The organism is Streptomyces panacea (assembly GCF_040560175.1).
Classification (GTDB): Bacteria; Actinomycetota; Actinomycetes; order Streptomycetales; family Streptomycetaceae; genus Streptomyces; species Streptomyces panacea.
Genome location: NZ_JARJHW010000060.1, coordinates 1 through 19,184 on the forward strand (window position 1 = coordinate 1; position 19,184 = coordinate 19,184).

21 protein-coding genes are annotated in these 19,184 nt (G+C 71.6%); 13 read left to right on the top strand and 8 right to left on the bottom strand.

Going from position 1 to position 19,184, the window contains the following annotated elements; translation table 11 throughout:
- Window positions 1–327 precede the first annotated feature (327 nt).
- Window positions 328–1,755 (top strand): hypothetical protein, encoded by a 1,428-nt coding sequence (locus P3L51_RS16550; RefSeq protein WP_435594465.1) that lies wholly within the window; start codon window positions 328–330, stop codon window positions 1,753–1,755.
- Window positions 1,756–1,828: 73 nt separating this feature from the next.
- Here P3L51_RS16550 and P3L51_RS16555 read toward each other — a convergent pair whose 3' ends face one another.
- A complete protein-coding gene (locus P3L51_RS16555; RefSeq protein WP_354605993.1) occupies window positions 1,829–2,230 on the bottom strand; it encodes a VOC family protein in 402 nt (133 codons plus the stop codon).
- A gap of 234 nt (window positions 2,231–2,464) precedes the next feature.
- Here P3L51_RS16555 and P3L51_RS16560 point away from each other — a divergent pair, with 234 nt between their 5' ends.
- The 3 genes from P3L51_RS16560 (at window position 2,465) to P3L51_RS16570 (ending at window position 5,539) form a co-directional block, all read left to right on the top strand.
- On the top strand, window positions 2,465–4,063 hold the full coding sequence (locus P3L51_RS16560; RefSeq protein WP_354605994.1) for an ABC-F family ATP-binding cassette domain-containing protein: 1,599 nt from the start codon (window positions 2,465–2,467) through the stop codon (window positions 4,061–4,063).
- A gap of 336 nt (window positions 4,064–4,399) precedes the next feature.
- Window positions 4,400–4,618, top strand: coding sequence for a helix-turn-helix domain-containing protein (locus P3L51_RS16565; RefSeq protein WP_023542602.1), 219 nt, complete (start codon window positions 4,400–4,402; stop codon window positions 4,616–4,618).
- 129 nt (window positions 4,619–4,747) lie between these two features.
- Window positions 4,748–5,539 (top strand): enoyl-CoA hydratase/isomerase family protein, encoded by a 792-nt coding sequence (locus P3L51_RS16570; protein ID WP_354605995.1) that lies wholly within the window; start codon window positions 4,748–4,750, stop codon window positions 5,537–5,539.
- 34 nt (window positions 5,540–5,573) lie between these two features.
- Here the strand turns inward: P3L51_RS16570 and P3L51_RS16575 are convergent, their stop codons facing one another.
- Complete coding sequence (locus tag P3L51_RS16575) at window positions 5,574–6,308, bottom strand: hypothetical protein (RefSeq protein ID WP_354605996.1); 735 nt, start codon at window positions 6,306–6,308, stop codon at window positions 5,574–5,576.
- Window positions 6,309–6,400: 92 nt separating this feature from the next.
- On the opposite strand from P3L51_RS16575, the gene P3L51_RS16580 reads away from it, so the two are divergent.
- The 5 genes from P3L51_RS16580 to amaP are packed head-to-tail and all read left to right on the top strand — an operon-like array spanning window position 6,401 to window position 8,731.
- Window positions 6,401–6,889, top strand: a complete 489-nt coding sequence (locus P3L51_RS16580; RefSeq protein ID WP_354605997.1) for an Asp23/Gls24 family envelope stress response protein — start codon at window positions 6,401–6,403, stop codon at window positions 6,887–6,889.
- Window positions 6,890–6,925: 36 nt separating this feature from the next.
- Window positions 6,926–7,117, top strand: coding sequence for a hypothetical protein (locus P3L51_RS16585; RefSeq protein WP_354605998.1), 192 nt, complete (start codon window positions 6,926–6,928; stop codon window positions 7,115–7,117).
- Between the two features lie 6 nt (window positions 7,118–7,123).
- Window positions 7,124–7,468, top strand: a complete 345-nt coding sequence (locus P3L51_RS16590; protein ID WP_354605999.1) for an Asp23/Gls24 family envelope stress response protein — start codon at window positions 7,124–7,126, stop codon at window positions 7,466–7,468.
- On the top strand, window positions 7,465–8,148 hold the full coding sequence (locus P3L51_RS16595) for a DUF6286 domain-containing protein (RefSeq protein ID WP_354606000.1): 684 nt from the start codon (window positions 7,465–7,467) through the stop codon (window positions 8,146–8,148). Before P3L51_RS16590 ends, P3L51_RS16595 begins: the two co-directional genes overlap by 4 nt.
- 4 nt (window positions 8,149–8,152) lie before the next feature.
- Window positions 8,153–8,731, top strand: coding sequence for an alkaline shock response membrane anchor protein AmaP (gene amaP, locus P3L51_RS16600; protein WP_354606001.1), 579 nt, complete (start codon window positions 8,153–8,155; stop codon window positions 8,729–8,731).
- Window positions 8,732–8,767: 36 nt separating this feature from the next.
- On the opposite strand, the gene P3L51_RS16605 is transcribed toward amaP, so the two are convergent.
- The 5 genes from P3L51_RS16605 to P3L51_RS16625 form a co-directional block, all read right to left on the bottom strand.
- A complete protein-coding gene (locus P3L51_RS16605; protein ID WP_354606002.1) occupies window positions 8,768–9,523 on the bottom strand; it encodes an SDR family oxidoreductase in 756 nt (251 codons plus the stop codon).
- A gap of 4 nt (window positions 9,524–9,527) precedes the next feature.
- On the bottom strand, window positions 9,528–11,357 hold the full coding sequence (locus P3L51_RS16610; RefSeq protein WP_354606003.1) for a glycoside hydrolase family 15 protein: 1,830 nt from the start codon (window positions 11,355–11,357) through the stop codon (window positions 9,528–9,530).
- Window positions 11,358–11,386: 29 nt separating this feature from the next.
- Complete coding sequence (locus tag P3L51_RS16615; RefSeq protein WP_354606004.1) at window positions 11,387–12,175, bottom strand: SURF1 family cytochrome oxidase biogenesis protein; 789 nt, start codon at window positions 12,173–12,175, stop codon at window positions 11,387–11,389.
- A 128-nt stretch (window positions 12,176–12,303) separates the two neighbouring features.
- Complete coding sequence (locus tag P3L51_RS16620; RefSeq protein WP_354606005.1) at window positions 12,304–12,537, bottom strand: metallothionein; 234 nt, start codon at window positions 12,535–12,537, stop codon at window positions 12,304–12,306.
- 63 nt (window positions 12,538–12,600) lie between these two features.
- On the bottom strand, window positions 12,601–13,608 hold the full coding sequence (locus tag P3L51_RS16625) for a DEDDh family exonuclease (RefSeq protein WP_354606006.1): 1,008 nt from the start codon (window positions 13,606–13,608) through the stop codon (window positions 12,601–12,603).
- Window positions 13,609–13,803: 195 nt separating this feature from the next.
- Here P3L51_RS16625 and P3L51_RS16630 point away from each other — a divergent pair, with 195 nt between their 5' ends.
- Together P3L51_RS16630 and P3L51_RS16635 are read left to right on the top strand one after the other, a co-directional pair.
- Window positions 13,804–14,637 (top strand): sterol desaturase family protein, encoded by an 834-nt coding sequence (locus P3L51_RS16630; RefSeq protein ID WP_354606007.1) that lies wholly within the window; start codon window positions 13,804–13,806, stop codon window positions 14,635–14,637.
- A gap of 38 nt (window positions 14,638–14,675) precedes the next feature.
- On the top strand, window positions 14,676–15,311 hold the full coding sequence (locus P3L51_RS16635; protein WP_354606008.1) for a lysoplasmalogenase: 636 nt from the start codon (window positions 14,676–14,678) through the stop codon (window positions 15,309–15,311).
- Window positions 15,312–15,359: 48 nt separating this feature from the next.
- Here P3L51_RS16635 and P3L51_RS16640 read toward each other — a convergent pair whose 3' ends face one another.
- A complete protein-coding gene (locus P3L51_RS16640; protein WP_354606009.1) occupies window positions 15,360–16,889 on the bottom strand; it encodes a S8 family peptidase in 1,530 nt (509 codons plus the stop codon).
- A gap of 236 nt (window positions 16,890–17,125) precedes the next feature.
- Here P3L51_RS16640 and P3L51_RS16645 point away from each other — a divergent pair, with 236 nt between their 5' ends.
- Entirely contained in the window at window positions 17,126–17,494 is a 369-nt protein-coding gene (locus P3L51_RS16645) for a DUF485 domain-containing protein (protein WP_354606010.1), read from the top strand.
- On the top strand, window positions 17,491–19,137 hold the full coding sequence (locus P3L51_RS16650) for a monocarboxylic acid transporter (protein ID WP_435594466.1): 1,647 nt from the start codon (window positions 17,491–17,493) through the stop codon (window positions 19,135–19,137). The genes P3L51_RS16645 and P3L51_RS16650 overlap by 4 nt, the downstream gene beginning before the upstream one ends.
- Window positions 19,138–19,184 lie beyond the last annotated feature (47 nt).

Below are 19,184 nucleotides of genomic sequence, written 5' to 3' on the forward strand. Positions count from 1 at the left end.
GACAGCCCCTCCCGCGAACTCGCCGCCCGCCGCCCCGAGCTGGTCACGCTGCACACGGTCTCGGACGCCCCGCACGGCGCCATGTGGAACGCCGACCCCACCGGTTACGAGGAGGCGCTCCGTCGCTTCCTCACCCCCCTCATGTAACCCCGCGTCCCCCTGCCGCACCCCGGCGCGCAACGTCCCCGAGGTAGGGCCGCCGACGCCCCACGGCCGCCCCCGGCCACCCTCCGGTCCAGTGTCTTCCCGCCGCCGTGACCGGCCGGTGGATGCCCGGCCCGGAGGTTCCGTTTGGGCTTTCGGGCAATCAGCGGGAAGACTGCTCCTGTGACGTCCCGAAAGCCTGATGAGCAATTGGCGCGCAACTCCAGACTCCGACTCGTCCGCCCGCGAGCTTTGACCACGGCCCGACGGGCCGTGACCACCGGACGAACACGTCCGGCGCCCCGTCCGCCGGAGGGCACACCACCCCCCGCCGAGCTGGCCCGTCAGGCGCGGGCCGTACTCGCCGACGCCGTGCGGATCGCCCGCTGGGCCGCGGCCGACCGGGACCCCGGCGCGGGCCCGCTCGCCCCGAAGGCCCGTGAACGGGCCGCCGCCGCCCTGGAGCTGACCCCGGACCAGGTGAGCGCGGGCTGGGACCGCGCCAGGCTCGCCGGGCTCGTCGAACTGCACGGCGGCACCGCGCGCCCCGGCTGGCGCCTGCGCGCCTGGGACCGCGACGACTCCGCCGTCCTGCGCGGCTGGGTCGCCCTCTTCGACGCCTGGTCGCTCGTCCACGCCGCCCCCGCCGACGTCGCCCCCGCGACGGTCGCCGAGGTCGTCGAGGCCGTTCCCCAGGTGCTCTCGCTCCTTCAGCTCTCGGCCGGCCCCGTGCTCGTACCGGCCCTCCTCGACCTGCTCCAGCAGCGCGTCGCGGAACTGCGCGACGAGCGGTGCGAGGTCCCGTACGACCCCACGACCGCGTCCGGACCCGTGGCCGCCCCGACCGCGTCGGCGCCGGAGCCCGAGCCCGCCGAGGCCACCGGCACGGTCCCGCTGCCGCCGCTCCTCGACTGGGCGCTGGAGGGTCTGGCCGCCGTCGGCGCCCTGACCCTCGGCGAGGGCCAGGCGACTCTCACCCCGCTCGGCAACTGGGCGGTCTGGGTCAAGCTGGAGCAGATCTGCGTCGCCGCGCAGAGCCCGGCGGGCAACATCGAGCAGTCCGCCGACAACATGCTGCGCGGCTGCGCCCGGCTCACCCCCGGACCGGCCCGCGCCGAATACCGCGCCTGGCTCGCCGCCCGCACCGTCGGCAGCGCGGTCACCGAACTCCTCGCCGTGGCACGCGGCGAGGACGCGCTTCTGCGCGGGCTCGCCTTCGAGGCGCTGCGCGTCGTCGGCGCCCCCGCCGAGCCCGAGGTGCGCGCCGCCTCGGCCGAACCCTCCCTGCGTCCCTACGCGCTGCTCTGGCTCGCCGAGTACGACGGCACGGACCCCGAGGACGCGCCCGACGTCCTCACCCGTGAGGAGTCGACCTGGCTCTGGGTCGACACCGCCGCCGCCGTCGCCGACCACGGCGAGACCGCGCTGCTGGTCCGCCACCTCGACTCGGCCGTCCAGGGCACCGTCCCCGCCCTGCTCGACGAGGTCACGGCCGTCGGCCACCCCCGCACCGTGCAGGTGCTGGTCGCGCTGGCGGCCGCGCACCCCGACCCGGCGCTCGCGAAGGCCGTACGACGGGCGGCGTTCCAGGTCCACACCGGAGAAGCCTGACCGGCCCGCGTCGGCGAGCCCCGTCCCGCCCACGCACCGGAGCGCCGCCGGTCCGGCCACGAAGGCCGGACGCTCAGCTCCCGGCGCCCGGTGCGTACGTCCCGAAGCTCCACACGTTCCCCTCCGCGTCACGCGCCATGTAGTCCCGTGAGCCGTAGTCCTGGTCCGTGGGCGGCATCAGGATCTCCACGCCCTGCGCCGCGGCGCGCGCGTGGTGCGCGTCGACGTCCTCGACGACCACATAGACCCCGGCGGGCCCGCCGCCCGCCATCGCCGTGGCGAAGACGCCCTCGTTCTTCCTCGACCCCAGCATCACCATGCCGCTCCCATGGGCCAGTTCGGCGTGGACCACGCTGCCGTCCTCGCCCTCGTACACACTCACCTCCGTGAAGCCGAAGGCGTCCTTCAACGTCCTGATGGCCGCCTTCGCGTCCTCGTAGACGAGCGTCGGACAGATACTCGGCGCACCGGCCATGCTGATCACCCTTCTCCAAGCTCGGCTGTGACCTGCGTCTCAGTTCTTCCAGTCTGGCACCGGCCACCGACAACGCGGCCCGGCCGCCCGCCCCGGACGGACCCCGGCAGGCGTAAAGCAGTTGTGCGGCCCCGGTAGACTGGGCCGTATGGCATTTCTCCTTGTGCATTAGCCGGCGTCGAAGAATCCCCTCCGCCCGCCCTTCCGCCGTCCATACCGCCTTGGAGTTTTTCCGTGATCACCGCCACCGGTGTCGAGTTGCGCGCCGGCGCTCGTGTCCTCATCGAGTCAGCTTCCTTCCGTATCGCCAAGGGCGACCGCATCGGCCTCGTCGGCCGCAACGGAGCGGGCAAGACCACCCTCACCAAGTGCCTCGCGGGCGAGGGCGTCCCCGCCGCCGGCACCATCACCCGCTCCGGCGACGTCGGCTATCTGCCGCAGGACCCGCGCACCGGCGATCTCGAAACCCTCGCCCGCGACCGCATCCTCTCCGCCCGTGACCTCGACTCCGTACTGAAGAAGATGCGCGAGAACGAGGACCGGATGGCGAACGGCCAGGGCGCCACCCGCGAGAAGGCGATGAAGAAGTACGAGCGCCTGGAGACGGAGTTCCTCACCAAGGGCGGTTACGCCGCCGAGTCGGAGGCCGCCACCATCGCCGCCGCGCTCGGCCTGCCCGACCGGGTCCTCGGCCAGCCCCTCCACACGCTCTCCGGCGGTCAGCGCCGCCGCGTCGAACTCGCCCGCATCCTCTTCTCGGACGCCGACACCCTGCTCCTGGACGAGCCGACGAACCACCTCGACGCCGACTCCATCGTCTGGCTGCGGGACTACCTCAAGTCCTACCGCGGCGGCTTCATCGTGATCTCCCACGACGTCGACCTCGTCGAGACGGTCGTCAACAAGGTCTTCTACCTGGACGCCAACCGTTCCCGGATCGACGTCTACAACATGGGCTGGAAGCTCTACCAGCAGCAGCGCGAGTCGGACGAGAAGCGCCGCAAGCGCGAGCGGGCCAACGCGGAGAAGAAGGCCGCGACGCTCAACTCGCAGGCCGACAAGATGCGCGCCAAGGCCACCAAGACCGTCGCCGCGCAGAACATGGCGCGCCGCGCCGAGCGCCTGCTCTCCGGCCTGGAGGCGGTACGCCAGTCCGACAAGGTCGCCAAGCTGCGCTTCCCCGAACCGGCCCCGTGCGGCAAGACGCCGCTCACCGCCGAGGGCCTGTCGAAGTCGTACGGCTCCCTGGAGATCTTCACCGACGTCGACCTGGCCATCGACAAGGGCTCGCGCGTCGTCATCCTCGGCCTCAACGGCGCGGGCAAGACGACACTGCTCCGACTGCTCGCCGGGGTGGAGAAGCCCGACACCGGCGACGTGACGCCGGGCCACGGCCTCAAGCTCGGCTACTACGCGCAGGAGCACGAGACGCTCGACCCCGACCGCTCCGTCCTGGAGAACATGCGGTCGTCCGCGCCCGACCTCGACCTGGTCGACGTCCGCAAGACCCTCGGCTCCTTCCTCTTCTCCGGGGACGACGTCGACAAGCCGGCCCGGGTCCTGTCCGGCGGCGAGAAGACCCGCCTCGCGCTGGCGACCCTGGTGGTCTCGTCGGCCAACGTGCTGCTCCTGGACGAGCCCACGAACAACCTCGACCCCGCCAGCCGCGAGGAGATCCTCGGCGCGCTGCGCACGTACAAGGGCGCGGTCATCCTCGTCACCCACGACGAGGGCGCCGTCCACGCGCTCGAACCGGAACGGATCATTCTGCTGCCCGACGGTGTCGAGGACCTGTGGGGCGCGGACTACGCGGATCTGGTGGCGCTGGCCTGACGGCGCGGGCGTGATCCACTCCGTATGGATCATTCGGCTCAGCGGTGATCCATCATCTGAGTGAGTGCGTCTCGTACTTTGGCGTGGCGCGCCGACGATCAAGCGATTCCGGGACCAGTTCGATCAGCTCTCCCGCACACCACTTCTGACCTGGCGTTTCCTGTGCTCGTCCGGCGACCGGTGGGCGCGCGGCGGTCTGGAACCGGTGATTCCGTTCGTGTTCGAATCCCGGGCTCCGCCGAAGCTTGTGGTGCGAACCTTGCTGAATGGGTGGCCAGGAGCGCCCCGAGGGGTGATCATGAGAAGTCCAGAGCGCACTTTCATGAGGAGGCACGGGTGGCCGAGACTCTGAAGAAGGGCAGCCGGGTAACCGGCCCCGCGCGCGACAAGCTCGCGGCAGACCTGAAAAAGAAGTACGACTCCGGTGCGAGTATCCGTGCGCTGGCCGAGGAAACGGGCCGGTCCTACGGATTCGTCCACCGGATGCTCAGCGAGTCCGGAGTCACGCTGCGGGGACGCGGCGGAGCGACACGCGGCAAGAAGGCCTCGGCCTGACGACCGCGTACCGCTTCTCCGGCCACCGGTTCCGCCGGTGACCACCCGGCCGGTCGTCGCGGTCGACCGGGTGGTTACTGTGCAGTCACTTAGCTTGCTGTGCTGACTGCACCGAACCGGAGGCACCCCATGACTTCGCTCGATCCCGTACTCGACAAGGACGGCGTACGGCTCACCGTCGAGAACGCGGTTGCCACGGTGACTCTGACCAACCCGGCCAAGCGCAACGCTCAGTCTCCCGCTCTGTGGCGGGCGTTGACGGAAGCCGGGCAGTCACTGCCGGGCAGCGTGCGGGTCGTCGTGCTGCGCGGCGAAGGCAAGTCCTTCTCCGCCGGCCTCGACCGGCAGGCGTTCAGCCCCGAGGGCTTCGACGGTGAACCTTCCTTCCCGGAGCTGGCACGCCGTGACGACGCGGACCTCGACGCGGCCATCGCCGCGTACCAGTCCGCCTTCACCTGGTGGCGCCGGAGCGACATCGTGTCGGTCGCCGCCGTCCAGGGACACGCCATCGGCGCCGGGTTCCAGCTCGCGCTCGCCTGCGACCTGCGCGTGGTCGCGTCGGACGTGCAGTTCGCCATGCGCGAGACCGGCCTGGGGCTGGTCCCCGACCTCGGCGGCACGCACCCCCTCGTCGGCGTCGTCGGCTACGCCCGCGCGCTGGAGATCTGCGCGACGGGCCGCTTCGTCCTCGCCGACGAGGCCGAGCGCACCGGCCTGGCCAATCTCGTGGTGCCGCCGGCCGAACTCGACGCGGCCGTACAGGACCTGACCGCGGCCCTGCTCGCGGCGCCGCGTGACGCGACGGTCGAGACGAAGGCGCTGCTGCTGGGCGCCTCGTCTCGTACGTACGACGAACAGCGCGCCGCCGAACGCGCCGCGCAGGCACGCCGCCTGCGGGACCTGGCGGGCCTCGGAGACTGAGGGACAGTCCTCGGCCACCGGACCCGTCCCGGCGTCACGGCCGGTGTCCGGCCGTGACGTCGACCGCCGTGATCAGGACCGCCACCGTCGGGTGACTCGGCAGTGCCGCCGAGACCGCCCGGCCGACCGCGCGCGCCACCTCCCACGGACGGTGGCCCGCCGCCGTGGCCAGTTCGACGCGTACATGGCCGTTGGTCATGAGCACCGCGGTGCCGAGCGACCCGGACAGCCGGGCGACGCCGGGGACGTGCGCCGCGACGAGGGCCGCCGTCCCCTTCGGGTCGACGGCGCTCGCCCCGATTGGCTCAGCCGCCCCCGCGGAATCCTGGGAATCGGATCCGGCGGCCGGCTCCGTCTCCAGCAGCGCCGTCACCCGCAGGTCCACCTCCGTCACCCGCAGCCCCAGCCGGTCCACCGCGTGGGCGTACAGCGCCGTACGCAGCCGCTCGGCCACGTCCGGCAGCGGCTCGCCCGCGACCGCGGCGAAGTCCCCCTCGACACGCAGCGCCCCCGGCGGCAGCGCGCTGGGCGGCGGGGGCACCCCCGGCGGCTCCGCCGAGCCGGGATCGGCCAGGCGGATCCTCAGCCGGCCCAGCGCGGCGCCCGGCACTCGCGCCGCCCCGCGCCGCAGCGCGGTCGTCGCCGCCTGTTCGGCCAGCCACACCCCGTCCGCCGCGTCGCCCAGCGGGAGCAGCCGGCCGAGGCCGAGCCGTTCGCGCACCGCCGCGCTCCATCCGTCCGCACCGTTGCCACCGCGCCCAGTCGTCATGGACCCAGACTGCCGCATTCCCGGCGCGGGACCGGGCAAGGCGCCCTAACGTGGGCATCGAGTCCATCAGCGCCCGGAAAGGGGCGAATCGCATGTCCGACACCGCACAGCGCAACCAGTCCGAGCCCGCCGCCACGTCGTCGTCCAACGAAGACCAGCGGAAGTCCGCCACCGGCAGGAGGGGCGGCGGCGACCCGTCCGTCCGCGGCCGGACCACCATCGCCGACGGGGTCGTCGAGAAGATCGCCGGCCTCGCCGCGCGTGACGTGCTCGGCGTCCACGCGATGGGCAGCGGCATGTCCCGTACCTTCGGCGCCGTACGCGACCGGGTCCCCGGCGGCACCAAGTCCGTCTCGCGCGGCGTGAAGGCCGAGGTGGGCGAGGTACAGACCGCCCTCGACCTGGAGATCGTCGTCGACTACGGCGTGTCGATCGCCGATGTCGCCCGCGACGTACGGGAGAACGTGATCTCCGCCGTCGAACGGATGACGGGCCTTGAGGTCGTCGAGGTCAACATCGCCGTCAGCGATGTGAAGCTGCCCGACGAAGAGGACGACGAGCCCGATTCCAGGCTCCAGTAACGGCCGGATCCGCCACGACGGAAGAGGAGTCACAGGATGAGCATGGCGGTGGTCGGCCTGTTGGCCGGTATGGCCCTGGCTTTCGCCGGATACTTCGGCGGATTCGGAGCCTTTCTGCTGGTGGCCGCGTTGGGCGCGGTCGGGTTCGTGGCCGGCCGATTCCTCGACGGCGATCTGGAAGCGGGCGACTTCTTCCGCGGTCGCGAACGCGACGAACGTCGGCGGTGACCGCCCGTGGCCGGTGAACGGGTGACGGCTGCGGCGCGCGGGGCGACCACCATCGCCGACCGCGTCGTCGCGAAGATCGCGGCTCAGGCGGCGCGCGAGGCGCTGGACGGCGTACCGGAGGGGGGCGCGGCGCCGCACGCCAGCGTCCTGGTCCACCACGACGTCGCGCGCGTACGGATCGGTGTCGAGCTGGACTACCCCTCCGACATCGGGGCCCGGTGCGGTGCGGTGCGTCGCCAGGTCGCCGAGCGGGTACACGCTCTGGCGGGGATGGAGGTGCCCGAAGTGGCGGTCAGGGTCGAACGCCTCCACTCCGCCCAGTCCCGCGCGGCGCAGGGGAGGATCCAATGAGCGACGAACCGGTGGGCGAGGGGACCGAGCACGCCTCGGGCGCTGTCCGCGCGGACGTGATCCAGCTGGACCAGTCCGACTCCGCCGCGCGGTACGAATCGAGGCGGCCGGCGCCGGGTCAGGGAGAGTCGGACGGCAAGACCGGCCGCTTCTGGTCCTGGCGCCGGATCCCGGCCGCCGTCGTCGCGGCCGTGCTGCTCGGCGCGGCGGCGCTGCTGCTGTACGACGTCGCGGCCGTACGCGCCGACCATCCGGCCATGTACTGGCGCCGGTGGCTCGCCGGCCAGCTCGCCACCCGGCCCCTGGACGACACCTGGGTCCTGGTCGGCGCGGGCGTCGCGGTGGCCCTCGGCCTCTGGCTGATCGTGCTCGCCCTCACACCCGGCCTGCGCGAGGTCCTGTCGATGCGGCGCGGCCCGACGCGGGTACGGGCCGGGCTGGACCGGGAGGCGGCGGCGCTGATCCTGCGCGACCGGGCGCTGGAGGTCTCCGGAGTGCAGTCCGCGAAGGTGCGGGCCCGCCGCTCCAAGGTCCGTGTGCGGGCCCTGTCCCACTTCCGTGAACTCGACGACGTGCGCGCGGATCTGGACGCGGCGCTGGGCGTCGGCATCGGCGAGCTGGGCCTCGTCAAGCCGCCCGCGCTCTCCGTGCGCGTCCGCCGGCCGAAGAAGAAGGGATGACCGGATGGTCAGGGTCGTCAACCGTGTCCTGCTGGGCCTCGTCGGGCTGGTGCTGCTGTGTGTGGGCGGCGCGGTGCTGGCGACGGGGCTGGGCGCGTCCGTGCCGTCCTGGTGGCCGTACACCGGGAAGAAGGACGTACTGCTGAGCGTCTCCGACCGTGACCGCTGGCGCGACGAGGGCTGGTGGTGGCCGGTCGTCATCGCGGTGCTCGCGGTCCTGGTACTGCTCGCGCTGTGGTGGCTGCTGTCCCAACTGCGCCGCGCGCGACTGGCGGAGGTGCTGGTCGACAGCGGCGACGGGGAGGGCGCGCTGCTGAGGGGACGGGCGCTGGAGAACGTGCTGGAGAGTGAGGCGCAGTCGCTGGACGGGGTGTCCCGGGCGCGGGTCCGGCTGACGGGGCGGCGCAGTGCGCCGGAGGCGCGGGTGCGGCTGCTGCTGGAGCCGCACGCGGCGCCGGGGGCGGCGCTGGAGGGGCTGACGGCGGAGGCGGTGGCGCACGCGCGGGAGTCGGCGGGGCTGGATTCCCTGCCGACGGAGGCGCGGTTGCGCGCCGCCAAGCACCGGGCGCAGCGGGTGACCTGACCGGGGGAGTGGGGCGGTGTGCCGGGCCGCGGGTGGTCAGTAGCCGTGCCGTGCGCCGCCGTCAACCGGGAGCATCACGCCCGTCAGATAGGACGCCGCCGGGGAGAGCAGGAACGCCGCCGTGCGGCCGAACTCCTCCGGTGTGCCGTAGCGGCGCAGCGGGATGCGGGACTCGTGCGACGCGCGGGCCGCCGACGGGTCGGCGGACAGCGCGTCCAGCTCGCGGACGCGATCCGTGTCGATCCGGGCCGGCAGCAGCCCGATCACGCGGATGCCGCGCGGACCCACCTCGTCGGCGAGCGACTTCGCGAAACCCGCCAGACCCGGCCGCAGGCCGTTGGATATCGTGAGGCCGCGAATCGGTTCGTGGACCGAGCCGGACAGGACGAGGCCGATGACCCCGCCGTCGCCCAGCTCCGCCGCCGCCGTACGCGCCAGCCGTACCGCGCCCAGGAAGACCGAGTCGAACGCCGACCGCCACCGCTCGTCCGTCGTGTCCGACGTGAGTCCCGGCGGCGGGCCGCCGACGCTGATCAGGATCCCGTCGAAGCCGCCGAACCGCTCCCGTGCCACGGCTGTCAGACGCTCCGCGACGGCGGGATCGGCGTTGTCCGCGGCGACGCCGAACGCGTTCGGACCGATCGAGGCCGCCGCCTCGGCGACGGACCTCTCGTCGCGCCCGGTGACGACCACTTTCGCGCCGTCCGCCGCCAGCGCCTCGGCGGACGCGCGGCCCAGTCCCCGGGACGCGCCGGTGACGACGTAGACACGGTCCTTCAGCCCAAGATCCATGGCCCTATCCTGCCTCCTCGTCCGCCGCCAGGGCCAGGGCCGTCCCCACCAGACCGATGTGACTGAACGCCTGCGGGAAGTTGCCCAGTTGGCGGCCGATCGCCGGGTCGTACTCCTCGGCGAGCAGACCGACGTCGTTACGCAGGGCGAGAAGCCGCTCGAAGAGTTCCGTCGCCTCCTGCCTGCGGCCCGTCATCAGCAGGGCGTCCGCCAGCCAGAACGAGCAGACGAGAAACGTTCCTTCCCCGCCCGGCAGTCCGTCGCCCCACGCCCCCTCCGTGCTGTAGCGGCGGACCAGGCCCGAGGGGCCCAGCTCCGCCCGTACCGCGTCGACCGTGCCCACGACCCGCGGATCGTCCGGCGGCAGAAAGCCGTACCGGGGGATCAGGAGCGTCGCCGCGTCCAGTTCCGCGGAGCCGTACGCCTGCGTGAAGGTGTTGCGGACCGGGTCGTAGCCCTTCTCGCAGACCTCCCGGTGCACCTCGTCGCGCATCGTGCGCCACCGGTTCACATCGCCGCGCAGCGACGGATCGGCCTCCAGCGTCTTCACCGCGCGGTCGGCGGCGACCCACGCCATCACCTTGGAGTGCGTGAAGTGCTGCCGGGGGCCGCGTACCTCCCACAGCCCCTCGTCCGGCTCGCGCCACTTCGACTCCAGGAAGCCCAGCAGGGCGAGTTGGAGGTCCCAGGCGTGCGGCTGACCGGCGAGGCCGACGCCCCGTGCCACGTGCAGGGAGTCGATGACCTCGCCGTACACGTCGAGCTGGAGCTGTTCGACCGCCTCGTTCCCGATCCGGACCGGGCTCGCGCCCGCGTAACCGCTCAGCCAGGGCAACTCCGTCTCGGGCAGCCGCCGTTCGCCGCCGACGCCGTACATGATCTGGAGGTCGGAGGGATCACCTGCGACCGCGCGCAGCAGCCAGTCGCGCCATGCCTCGGCCTCGTCGACGTAGCCCGCGGAGAGCAGGGCGCCCAGGACGAGCGCCGAGTCGCGCAGCCAGCAGTAGCGGTAGTCCCAGTTCCGTACGCCTCCCAGTTCCTCGGGGAGCGAGGTCGTGGGGGCCGCCACGATGCCGCCGGTCGGGGCGTAGGTGAGCGCCTTCAGGGTGAGCAGGGAGCGCAGGACCGCCTCGCGGTGCGGCCCCTTGTACGTGCAGAGCGCCGCCCACTCCTCCCAGTCCTCCCGGCTGTGCTCCAGCGCGTCGAACGGGTCGATCAGGTCGGGGCGCGGCAGGTGCGAGGGATGCCAGGTGAGGACGAACGCGACCTTCTCCCCGGCGCCGACGGTGAACGACGAGCAGGTGCTGAACTCCTGCCCCCACGTCTTCACCGTCGGCTTCTCGTTCGGGGGCAGTTCACCGGCGGCGGGCCGGGCCCGTGAGACGCTCCGCAGCCAGACCGAGTCGGGTCCGGCGACCGCGACGCGCTGGCCGTCGGTCCTGCGCACCCACGGCACGATCGAGCCGTAGTCGAAGCGCAGCCGCAGGGTGGCGTTCATCTCCACCGAGCCGCTGACGCCCTCCACTATCCGCACGACGTCCGGCGCGACATCGCGCTGCGGCATGAAGTCGGTGACCTTCACCGTGCCGCCCCTGGTCTCCCAGAGGGTCTCAAGCACCAGTGAATCGCCCACGTACCGGCGGCTGGTGGCGCGGCTCGCGCCGCGGGGGGCGAGCAGCCAGTGGCCGTTCTCCTTGTTGCCCAGCAGGGACGCGAAGCAGGCGGCCGAGTCGAAGCGTGGCAGGCACAACCAGTCGATGGAGCCGTTCATTCCGACGAGAGCCGCGGTCTGCAAGTCGCCGATGAGGGCGTAGTCCTCGATACGTTGGGTCACGTCAGCCCTGTTCCCGCAGGACAGGCGCGTTATGCGGCGGCCGTCTCGCGCTCGGGGGTGCCCCGGGCGGCGGTCGCCGCGCGGTCGCGCGTTTCGCGCCGTACGAGAATGACCCACCCGACGGGCACGCCGGCGGTGAACAGCCACCACTGCACGGCGTACGCCATGTGCGCGCCGATGGAGCCGGAGTCGGGCTCCGGGATCTGCTGCGGGCTGCCGCCGGCCGCCGCGGGGGCGGTCTGTTCGATGTAGCCGCCGAGGACGGTGCGGCCGAGGGAGCTGCCCTGCTCCGCGCTGTTGATCAGCATGACCTGGCGGTCGGGGAGGTCGCTCAGCCGCTTGATGCCGCTGGTGCCGGTCGTCTCGTCGGCCTTGAGGCGGCCGGTGACGGTGACCTCGCCCTTCGGCGCCGCCGGGATGTCGGGGAAGGACCGCTGGTCCTCCCCGAAGGGGATCCAGCCCCGGTTGACGAGGACGGCGCGGCCGTCGTCGAGGACGAGCGGGGTCAGGACGTGGAAGCCGACGGTCTCGTCGGTGTTGGTCCGGCGGCGTACGACGACCTCGTGCTCCGTGTCGAACCTGCCCGTGGCCTCGACCTGCCGCCAGAAGTCGGCGCGCGGCACGGTGTGGCCGGGGGAGGTCAGCTCGGTCACCGGGACCGGCTTCGCCTTGAGGTTGTTCGCGATCAGGGCGTTCTGCGCCACCCGGTGTTCGTGCCGGTGCAGCTGCCAGAAGCCGAGCTCGATCATCACGGGGATGAGGACGAGGGCGAGCAGGGTCAGGATCACCCACTGCCGCGACAGGAGGAAGCGGTACACGCCTTCGACGGTACCCGGCGGGCCGGGCGCCCTCGGCAGCGGGTCCGCCCGCCGGGCCGGGCGCCCCGGCCCGCCCGTCGGACGGGCCTCACGCCCGGCCGTCGGGCCCCGCACCCGGCCGAGGGCCCTCATACCCGGTCGACGATGCCCACCTTCCCCTCCGCGCGGGCGCAGTGGGCACCGCAGAACCACTGGCCGTCGACCTCGACGCCCTGGCCGATGATCTGGACCCGGCAGTGTTCACAGACGGGCGCCATGCGGTGGATGGCGCAGGAGAAGCAGTCGAAGACATGCACCGCGCCCTGCGCGTGCACCTCGAAGGACATGCCGTATTCGTTTCCGCAGACTTCGCAACGTGCCATGCGCCACAGGTTGGGACGCGACGGAGCGGTGTGCGAGCGGGCGGCGGGCGAGTCGCGGCGCAATCACCCGTCCGACGGGCGTACCGGCGCGGGCAGGGCCACGGGCGAGGGCGCCACGTCACGCAGCAGGTGGGTGAACGCCGCCTCGTCGACGACCGGCGTGCCGTACTCCGCCGCCTTCACCGTCTTCGACGTCGCCGACCGGGGATCGTTCGTCACGAGCAGGCTCGTCTTGCGCGAGACGCTGGTGGCGACATGCAGCCCCGCCTCGACGGCCCGGTCCTCCAGCAGCTCACGGTCGACCGACGTGTCACCCGAGAAGGCCACCCGCATCCCCTGCGCGAGCGGTTTGTCGCTCTCGTACCGCCCGGGGTTCGGATACGGACAGGCCGGGAGCCGGCGCGACGGCCGCCAGGTCCCCGGACGGTGCGTCGGCTGATGGCCGATCAGCGGCGTCACCGGGCTGTCCGACCACTCCGTCAGCGGCCGGCATTCGAGCAGCGGCAGCCGCACCCCGTCCCGCGCCGCCGCGTGCAGGCTCGGCCGGAACGTCTCCGCGAGCACCCGCGCGTCGTCCAGCGCGTGGTGCGCGCGCTGCTGCGTGACGCCGAAGTGCTCGGCGAGCGTGGCCAACTTGTGGTTGGGCAGCGGCAGTCGGAGCTCCCTGGCGAGCGCGATGGTGCACAGCCGCTGACGTGTGGGCACGGTCGTCCGCGCACGCGCGTACTCCCGCGAGATCATCGACCAGTCGAAGGCCGCGTTGTGCGCGACCAGCACCCGGTCCGCGAGCCGCTCCGAGAACTCGTGCGCCACCTCCCGGAACAGCGGCGCGCCCGCCAGCACCTCGGTCGTCAGACCGTGGATCCAGACCGGGCCCGGGTCCCGCTCGGGGTTGACCAGCGTGTACCAGTGGTCCTCGACGTTGCCCCGCGCGTCCAGCCGGTACACCGCCGCGGACACTATCCGGTCGTCACGGGCGAGTCCGGTGGTCTCCACGTCGACGACCGCGTATCCCTGGGGGTACGCGGTCGGCCACATCGCTGAAATCGCAGGGTCGTCGAGCATGGTCACAGAGAATACGGGCCACGACTGACAGCCCGTGACGCGCCTCTGACCGGTCGTCGGCCCGACCGCACGGTACGGGCGCTGACGGGCCGTCCGGTCACCCGTTGGTGGAAGGCACCGAATTCCGCTGACAGAATGTCTCACATACTTGTCGGTAACAACATCTAGCGGGGGCCCCGCGTCCCGCCCTACGGTGCTGACATGCCGCCGAACCTGCCCGATGTCGTGCTGTGGTCGATCCCCGCGTTCGTCCTGCTCACCCTTGTCGAGGTGGTGAGTTGCCGACTCCGTCCCGACGAGGACGCCGCCGGGTACTCCGGCAGGGACACCGCCACCAGCCTCTCCATGGGCCTCGGCAGCCTCGGCTTCGACCTCCTGTGGAAGATCCCCGTCGTCGCCCTCTACACGGCGGCGTACGAGCTGACGCCCCTGCGTGTCCCCGTGCTGTGGTGGACGATCCCGCTGATGCTGCTCGCGCAGGACTTCTTCTACTACTGGTCCCACCGCGGCCACCACGTCGTCCGGGTCCTGTGGGCCTGCCACGTGGTGCACCACTCCAGCCGGAAGTTCAACCTCAGCACCGCGCTGCGCCAGCCCTGGACCTCGCTCACCGTCTGGCCCTTCTACCTCCCGTTCATCCTCCTCGGGGTCCACCCCGCGGCACTCGCCTTCTGCTCGTCCGCGAACCTCGTCTACCAGTTCTGGGTGCACACCGAGCGGATCGACAAGCTGCCACGGCCCTTCGAGTACGTCCTCAACACGCCCTCCCACCACCGGGTGCACCACGCCTCCCAAGGCGGCTATCTGGACCGTAACTTCGGCGGGATCCTGATCGTCTGGGACCGCCTCTTCGGCTCCTTCGCGGCCGAGACCGAGCGGCCCGTCTTCGGGCTCACGAAGAACATAGAGACCTACAACCCGCTGCGGGTCGCCACCCACGAGTACGCCGCCATCGCACGCGACGTACGCGCGGCCCGCGACTGGCGCGAACGGGCCGGACGGGTCTTCCGGGGCCCCGGCTGGCAGCCCGAGTGAGCGGCCGGCCCGCGAAACCACTCCCGGCGGCCCTCCCCGTGGCCCGCGCGGCGACCCTGCCGACGGCCCTCCTGGCCGCCTTCGCGCTCGCCGCCGCCGCCGAGCTGGTGAGCGTCGCCCTGGACGCGGCGACCGGTCAACTCCTCGCCAAACCCCTGCTGATGCCGCTGCTCGCCGCGTACGTGGCCGCCCGGGGCGGGCCGCGGCTGCTCGTCGCCGCGCTGCTCCTCGGCTGGGGCGGCGACGTGTTCCTGCTCTCGTCGGCCGACGGGGCGTTCCTCGCGGGCATGGGGTGCTTCGCCGCCGGACACGTCTGCTACCTCGCGCTGTTCGGCCGCCGCCGCACCCGCGTGGACGTGGCGCTCGGATACGGCCTCGTGCTCGCCGTGACGCTCGCTCTGCTCCGGCCCGACCTCCCGGCCGAACTCCGGGTCCCCGTCGCCCTGTACAGCCTTCTGCTGGCCGCCATGGCCTGTCGGGCGAGCGGCCTCGGCCCGCTCGCCGGCGCGGGCGGCGCGCTCTTCCTGTTCTCCGACACGCTCATCGCCGCCGGCGTCGCCGCATGGCCGCGGCCGCCGGCCGCCGATCTGTGGATCATGCTCACGTACATCGCGGCGCAGGCCCTGCTCACGGCCGGGGTCCTGAAGGCCCGCACCGGCCCCGTACACGACTGAGCGGGCCGCCCGGTCGGACGGCCCGCTCACCTGCTCACGCGTTCGCCGTTACCGGCGGACGGCGTCCAGGGCGTCGACCGTGCCGGCGCCGTAGAAGCCGTTCTTGTTCTTGCCGCCCTCGCACACCGCGTCGACGGTGCCGTCACCGTCGATGTCGTACGGGTTGGTGCACGACGTCGCGTCGGCCTGGACGTTCAGCAACGTCTTGACCAGCCACGGCGAGGCGTACGGGTGGGTCGACTTGATCAGCGCGGCGACACCGGCCGCGTGCGGGGACGCCATCGACGTACCACCCTTGTAGCCGAAGCCACCACCGGGCAGCGTGCTCAGGATCAGACCGTTGACGGCGGGCGCCTCCGGCGTCTGGTAGGCCGTCCGGTCGCCACCGGGAGCGGCGACGTCGACGACCCCGAGGCCGTAGTTGGAGTACGACGCCTTCAGGTTCTTCGCACCGGTGGCGGAGACCGTGACGACACCCGGCACCTGGGACGGGATGTCCAGGCACTCGTTCGGGTCGATCACGCGCTCACCCGGGGTGGTGTCGTTCGGGCTGGAGTCGTCCGTCAGTTCGGCGGCGGCCAGATCCATGTCCGAGTTGCCGGCGGCGGCGACATTCACGACGCCCTTGCCCTCGGCGTACCGGGTGGCCCGGGTGACGGCGTCGGCCAGAGCCTTCTGGTCCGGGTCGTCCTCGCAGTTGAACAGCCACGGGTCGGTGTAATAGCTGTTGTTCGTCACATCGACACCGTGCTCGGCGGCCCAGACGAAGCCGCAGACGACAGCCTCCGTGTAGAAGAAGCCGTCGGGCTGCGACACCTTGATGCCGGAGACCTTCACGCCCGGAGCGACACCGGTCACGCCGGTACCGTTCTTGGCCGCGGCGATCGTGCCCGCGACGTGCGTGCCGTGGTCACTCTCCCCGGGGCCCGGACGCCAGGCGCCGTCCGCCGTGTCGGGCGTACCGCCCACACAGCTGACCGAGGCGCGGCGGTCGAAGTTCGGCGCGAGGTCGGGGTGGGTGTCGTCGACACCCGTGTCGATCACACCGACCGTGACCTTGCTGCTGCCGAGCGACTTCTTGTGCGCCTGGTCGGCCTTGATGGCCGGCAGGTCCCACTGAAGGGGCTCCAGCGCGTCCTGGTCGTCGGACGCCTTCGCCGTGGCGGCCTGGGCCTCCTTGGCGGACAGCGGCTGCTCGGCCTCGATGTCCGTGGTGGTCTGGGCCGTCAGCGGCTTCGTGCGGGTGGCGCCCGCCGATGCCACGCCCCGGACCTTGCGGATCGTCTTCCCGAACTCCGGGTTCTGCGAGTGGACGACGATGACACCTATCTGGTCATAGGCGATCACGACGGTCCCGCCGGCCTTGGCGATGGCCTTCTTCACCGATTTGACGGTGGAGTGCCCGCCGTTGGTGTTCACGACGTACGACAGCTTCGGGCCGTCCACCGAGACGGCGACCGGAACGTCGGCCGGTGCCGCCGAGGCGGACCCGGCCGGCAGGAAGCCGAGCGAGGCGATGAGCGCCAGACCGACGGGCAGGACCAGTGCGCGCCGGCGTCTGGATCTCAGATGAGCCATGGGTTCTCCACATCATCCGTGAGGCCGCCCCTGCGCACGCTGCGCATGGACGGGTACATGACGAGCGAAGTTATCTCTGATCATCCCTGCTCAGCAACGATTTCGGTCAGAAAAACGCCGGTGTTGAACCACTTCGCCGCGCTCTCCGTGCCGTTGTCAGGGGGTGGAGCAACATCACCCCCCGAGTGAGGACACCCATGACCATCCCTACCGCACCCGCGTCACGAGGAGATTCCGTGGCTACCGATGGACCGCCGCCGCCCCAGGGCGATTCGGACACCAGCCCCGCCCAGCCCACGACAGCACAGTTCGTAGCGGTCCAGGAGAGCGCCGAGTTCGCTGAACTGCGCCGTACCTACCGCTCCTTCGCCTTCCCCCTGACCATCGCCTTCATCGCCTGGTACCTGCTGTACGTCCTGCTGTCCAACTACGCCGGCGGCTTCATGGGCACCAAGCTCTTCGGCAACATCAACGTCGCCTTCGTCTTCGGCCTCGGTCAGTTCCTCACCACCTTCCTCATCGCCTGGTTCTACGCGAAGTTCGCATCGCAGAAGCTCGACCCCAAGGGCGCGGCGATCAAGTCCCGTATGGAGGCCGACCTGTGAGCCCGACCATCCAGCTGAGCGAGGCCGCGGGAATCCATCTCGCCAACTCCGACGCCAGCGAACACCGCCCGCTGATCATCACGCTCTTCGCGCTGTTCGTCGTCGCGACCCTCGTCATCACCGTGTGGGCCGGCCGGCAGACCAAGAGCGCCGCCGACTTCTACGCGGGCGGACGGCAGTTCACCGCCTTCCAGAACGGCCTCGCGGTCTCCGGCGACTACATGTCCGCCGCCTCCTTCCTCGGTATCGCGGGCGCCATCGCCCTGTTCGGATACGACGGCTTCCTCTACTCCATCGGCTTCCTGGTCGCCTGGCTCGTCGCGCTGCTGCTGGTCGCCGAACCGCTGCGCAACTCCGGCCGCTACACCATGGGCGATGTCCTCGCCTACCGGATGCGCCAGCGACCCGTCCGTACGGCCGCCGGCGCCTCCACCATCGTCGTCTCGATCTTCTACCTGCTCGCCCAGATGGCCGGCGCGGGCGTGCTCGTCTCGCTGCTGCTCGGCATCACCAGCGACGCGGGCAAGATCCTGATCGTCGCCCTGGTCGGCATCCTGATGATCGTGTACGTCACCATCGGCGGCATGAAGGGCACCACCTGGGTCCAGATGGTCAAGGCCGTCCTGCTCATCGCGGGCACCCTGCTCATCACCTTCCTGGTGCTGCTCAAGTTCAACTTCAACGTCTCCGACCTGCTCGGCAGCGCAGCCTCCAACAGCGGCCACGGCTCGGCCTTCCTGGAGCCGGGACTCAAGTACGGCCTCACGGAGACCTCGAAGCTCGACTTCATCTCCCTGGGCATCGCGCTCGTCCTGGGCACCGCCGGCCTGCCGCACATCCTGATCCGCTTCTACACGGTGCCCACGGCCAAGGCGGCCCGTAAGTCCGTCAACTGGGCCATCGGCATCATCGGCGGCTTCTACCTGATGACCATCGCCCTGGGCTTCGGCGCCGCGGCGCTGCTCACCCGGGACGAGATCGTCAGCTCCAACCCGGCGGGCAACACGGCCGCGCCACTGCTCGCGATGGAGATCGGCGGCGGCGGGGACTCCACCGGCGGCGCCATCCTGCTCGCCGTCATCTCGGCGGTCGCCTTCGCCACCATCCTCGCGGTCGTGGCCGGTCTGACGCTGGCGTCCTCGTCGTCGTTCGCGCACGACATCTACGCCAACGTCATCCGCCGGGGCAAGGCCACCGAGAAGGAGGAGGTCCGCGCGGCGCGCTACGCGACCGTCGCCATCGGCGTCGTCTCCATCGCGCTCGGCGCCCTCGCCCGCGACCTGAACGTCGCCGGTCTGGTGGCCCTCGCCTTCGCGGTCGCCGCCTCCGCCAACCTCCCGACGCTCCTCTACAGCCTCTTCTGGAAGAGGTTCACGACAACGGGCGCGCTCTGGTCGATCTACGGCGGTCTCTCCTCGTCCGTCCTGCTGGTGCTGTTCTCGCCGGTCGTCTCCAGCAAGCCCAGCTCGATGTTCCCGGACGTCGACTTCGCCTTCTTCCCGCTGGAGAACCCGGGTCTGATCTCGATCCCGCTGGGCTTCCTGCTCGGCTGGCTGGGATCGCTCCTCTCCAAGGAGGAGCCGGACGTCAAGAAGTACGCCGAGCTGGAGGTCAAGTCGCTCACCGGCACCGGAGCGCACTGATCGTCCTCCCGGACGAGAGCCTCGGACGTGGCCGCGTCGTAGAGTCC

What these genes read in the sequence shown, in the direction of transcription:
- P3L51_RS16555 (WP_354605993.1), bottom strand. Translation starts at nt 2,230, where the DNA reads ATGGCCGGTGCGCCGAGTATCTGTCCGACGCTCGTCTACGAGGACGCG.
- P3L51_RS16570 (WP_354605995.1), top strand. Translation starts at nt 4,748, where the DNA reads ATGACTTCGCTCGATCCCGTACTCGACAAGGACGGCGTACGGCTCACC.
- P3L51_RS16575 (WP_354605996.1), bottom strand. Translation starts at nt 6,308, where the DNA reads ATGACGACTGGGCGCGGTGGCAACGGTGCGGACGGATGGAGCGCGGCG.
- P3L51_RS16580 (WP_354605997.1), top strand. Translation starts at nt 6,401, where the DNA reads ATGTCCGACACCGCACAGCGCAACCAGTCCGAGCCCGCCGCCACGTCG.
- P3L51_RS16585 (WP_354605998.1), top strand. Translation starts at nt 6,926, where the DNA reads ATGAGCATGGCGGTGGTCGGCCTGTTGGCCGGTATGGCCCTGGCTTTC.
- P3L51_RS16595 (WP_354606000.1), top strand. Translation starts at nt 7,465, where the DNA reads ATGAGCGACGAACCGGTGGGCGAGGGGACCGAGCACGCCTCGGGCGCT.
- amaP (WP_354606001.1), top strand. Translation starts at nt 8,153, where the DNA reads ATGGTCAGGGTCGTCAACCGTGTCCTGCTGGGCCTCGTCGGGCTGGTG.
- P3L51_RS16605 (WP_354606002.1), bottom strand. Translation starts at nt 9,523, where the DNA reads ATGGATCTTGGGCTGAAGGACCGTGTCTACGTCGTCACCGGCGCGTCC.
- P3L51_RS16620 (WP_354606005.1), bottom strand. Translation starts at nt 12,537, where the DNA reads ATGGCACGTTGCGAAGTCTGCGGAAACGAATACGGCATGTCCTTCGAG.
- P3L51_RS16630 (WP_354606007.1), top strand. Translation starts at nt 13,804, where the DNA reads ATGCCGCCGAACCTGCCCGATGTCGTGCTGTGGTCGATCCCCGCGTTC.
- P3L51_RS16640 (WP_354606009.1), bottom strand. Translation starts at nt 16,889, where the DNA reads ATGGCTCATCTGAGATCCAGACGCCGGCGCGCACTGGTCCTGCCCGTC.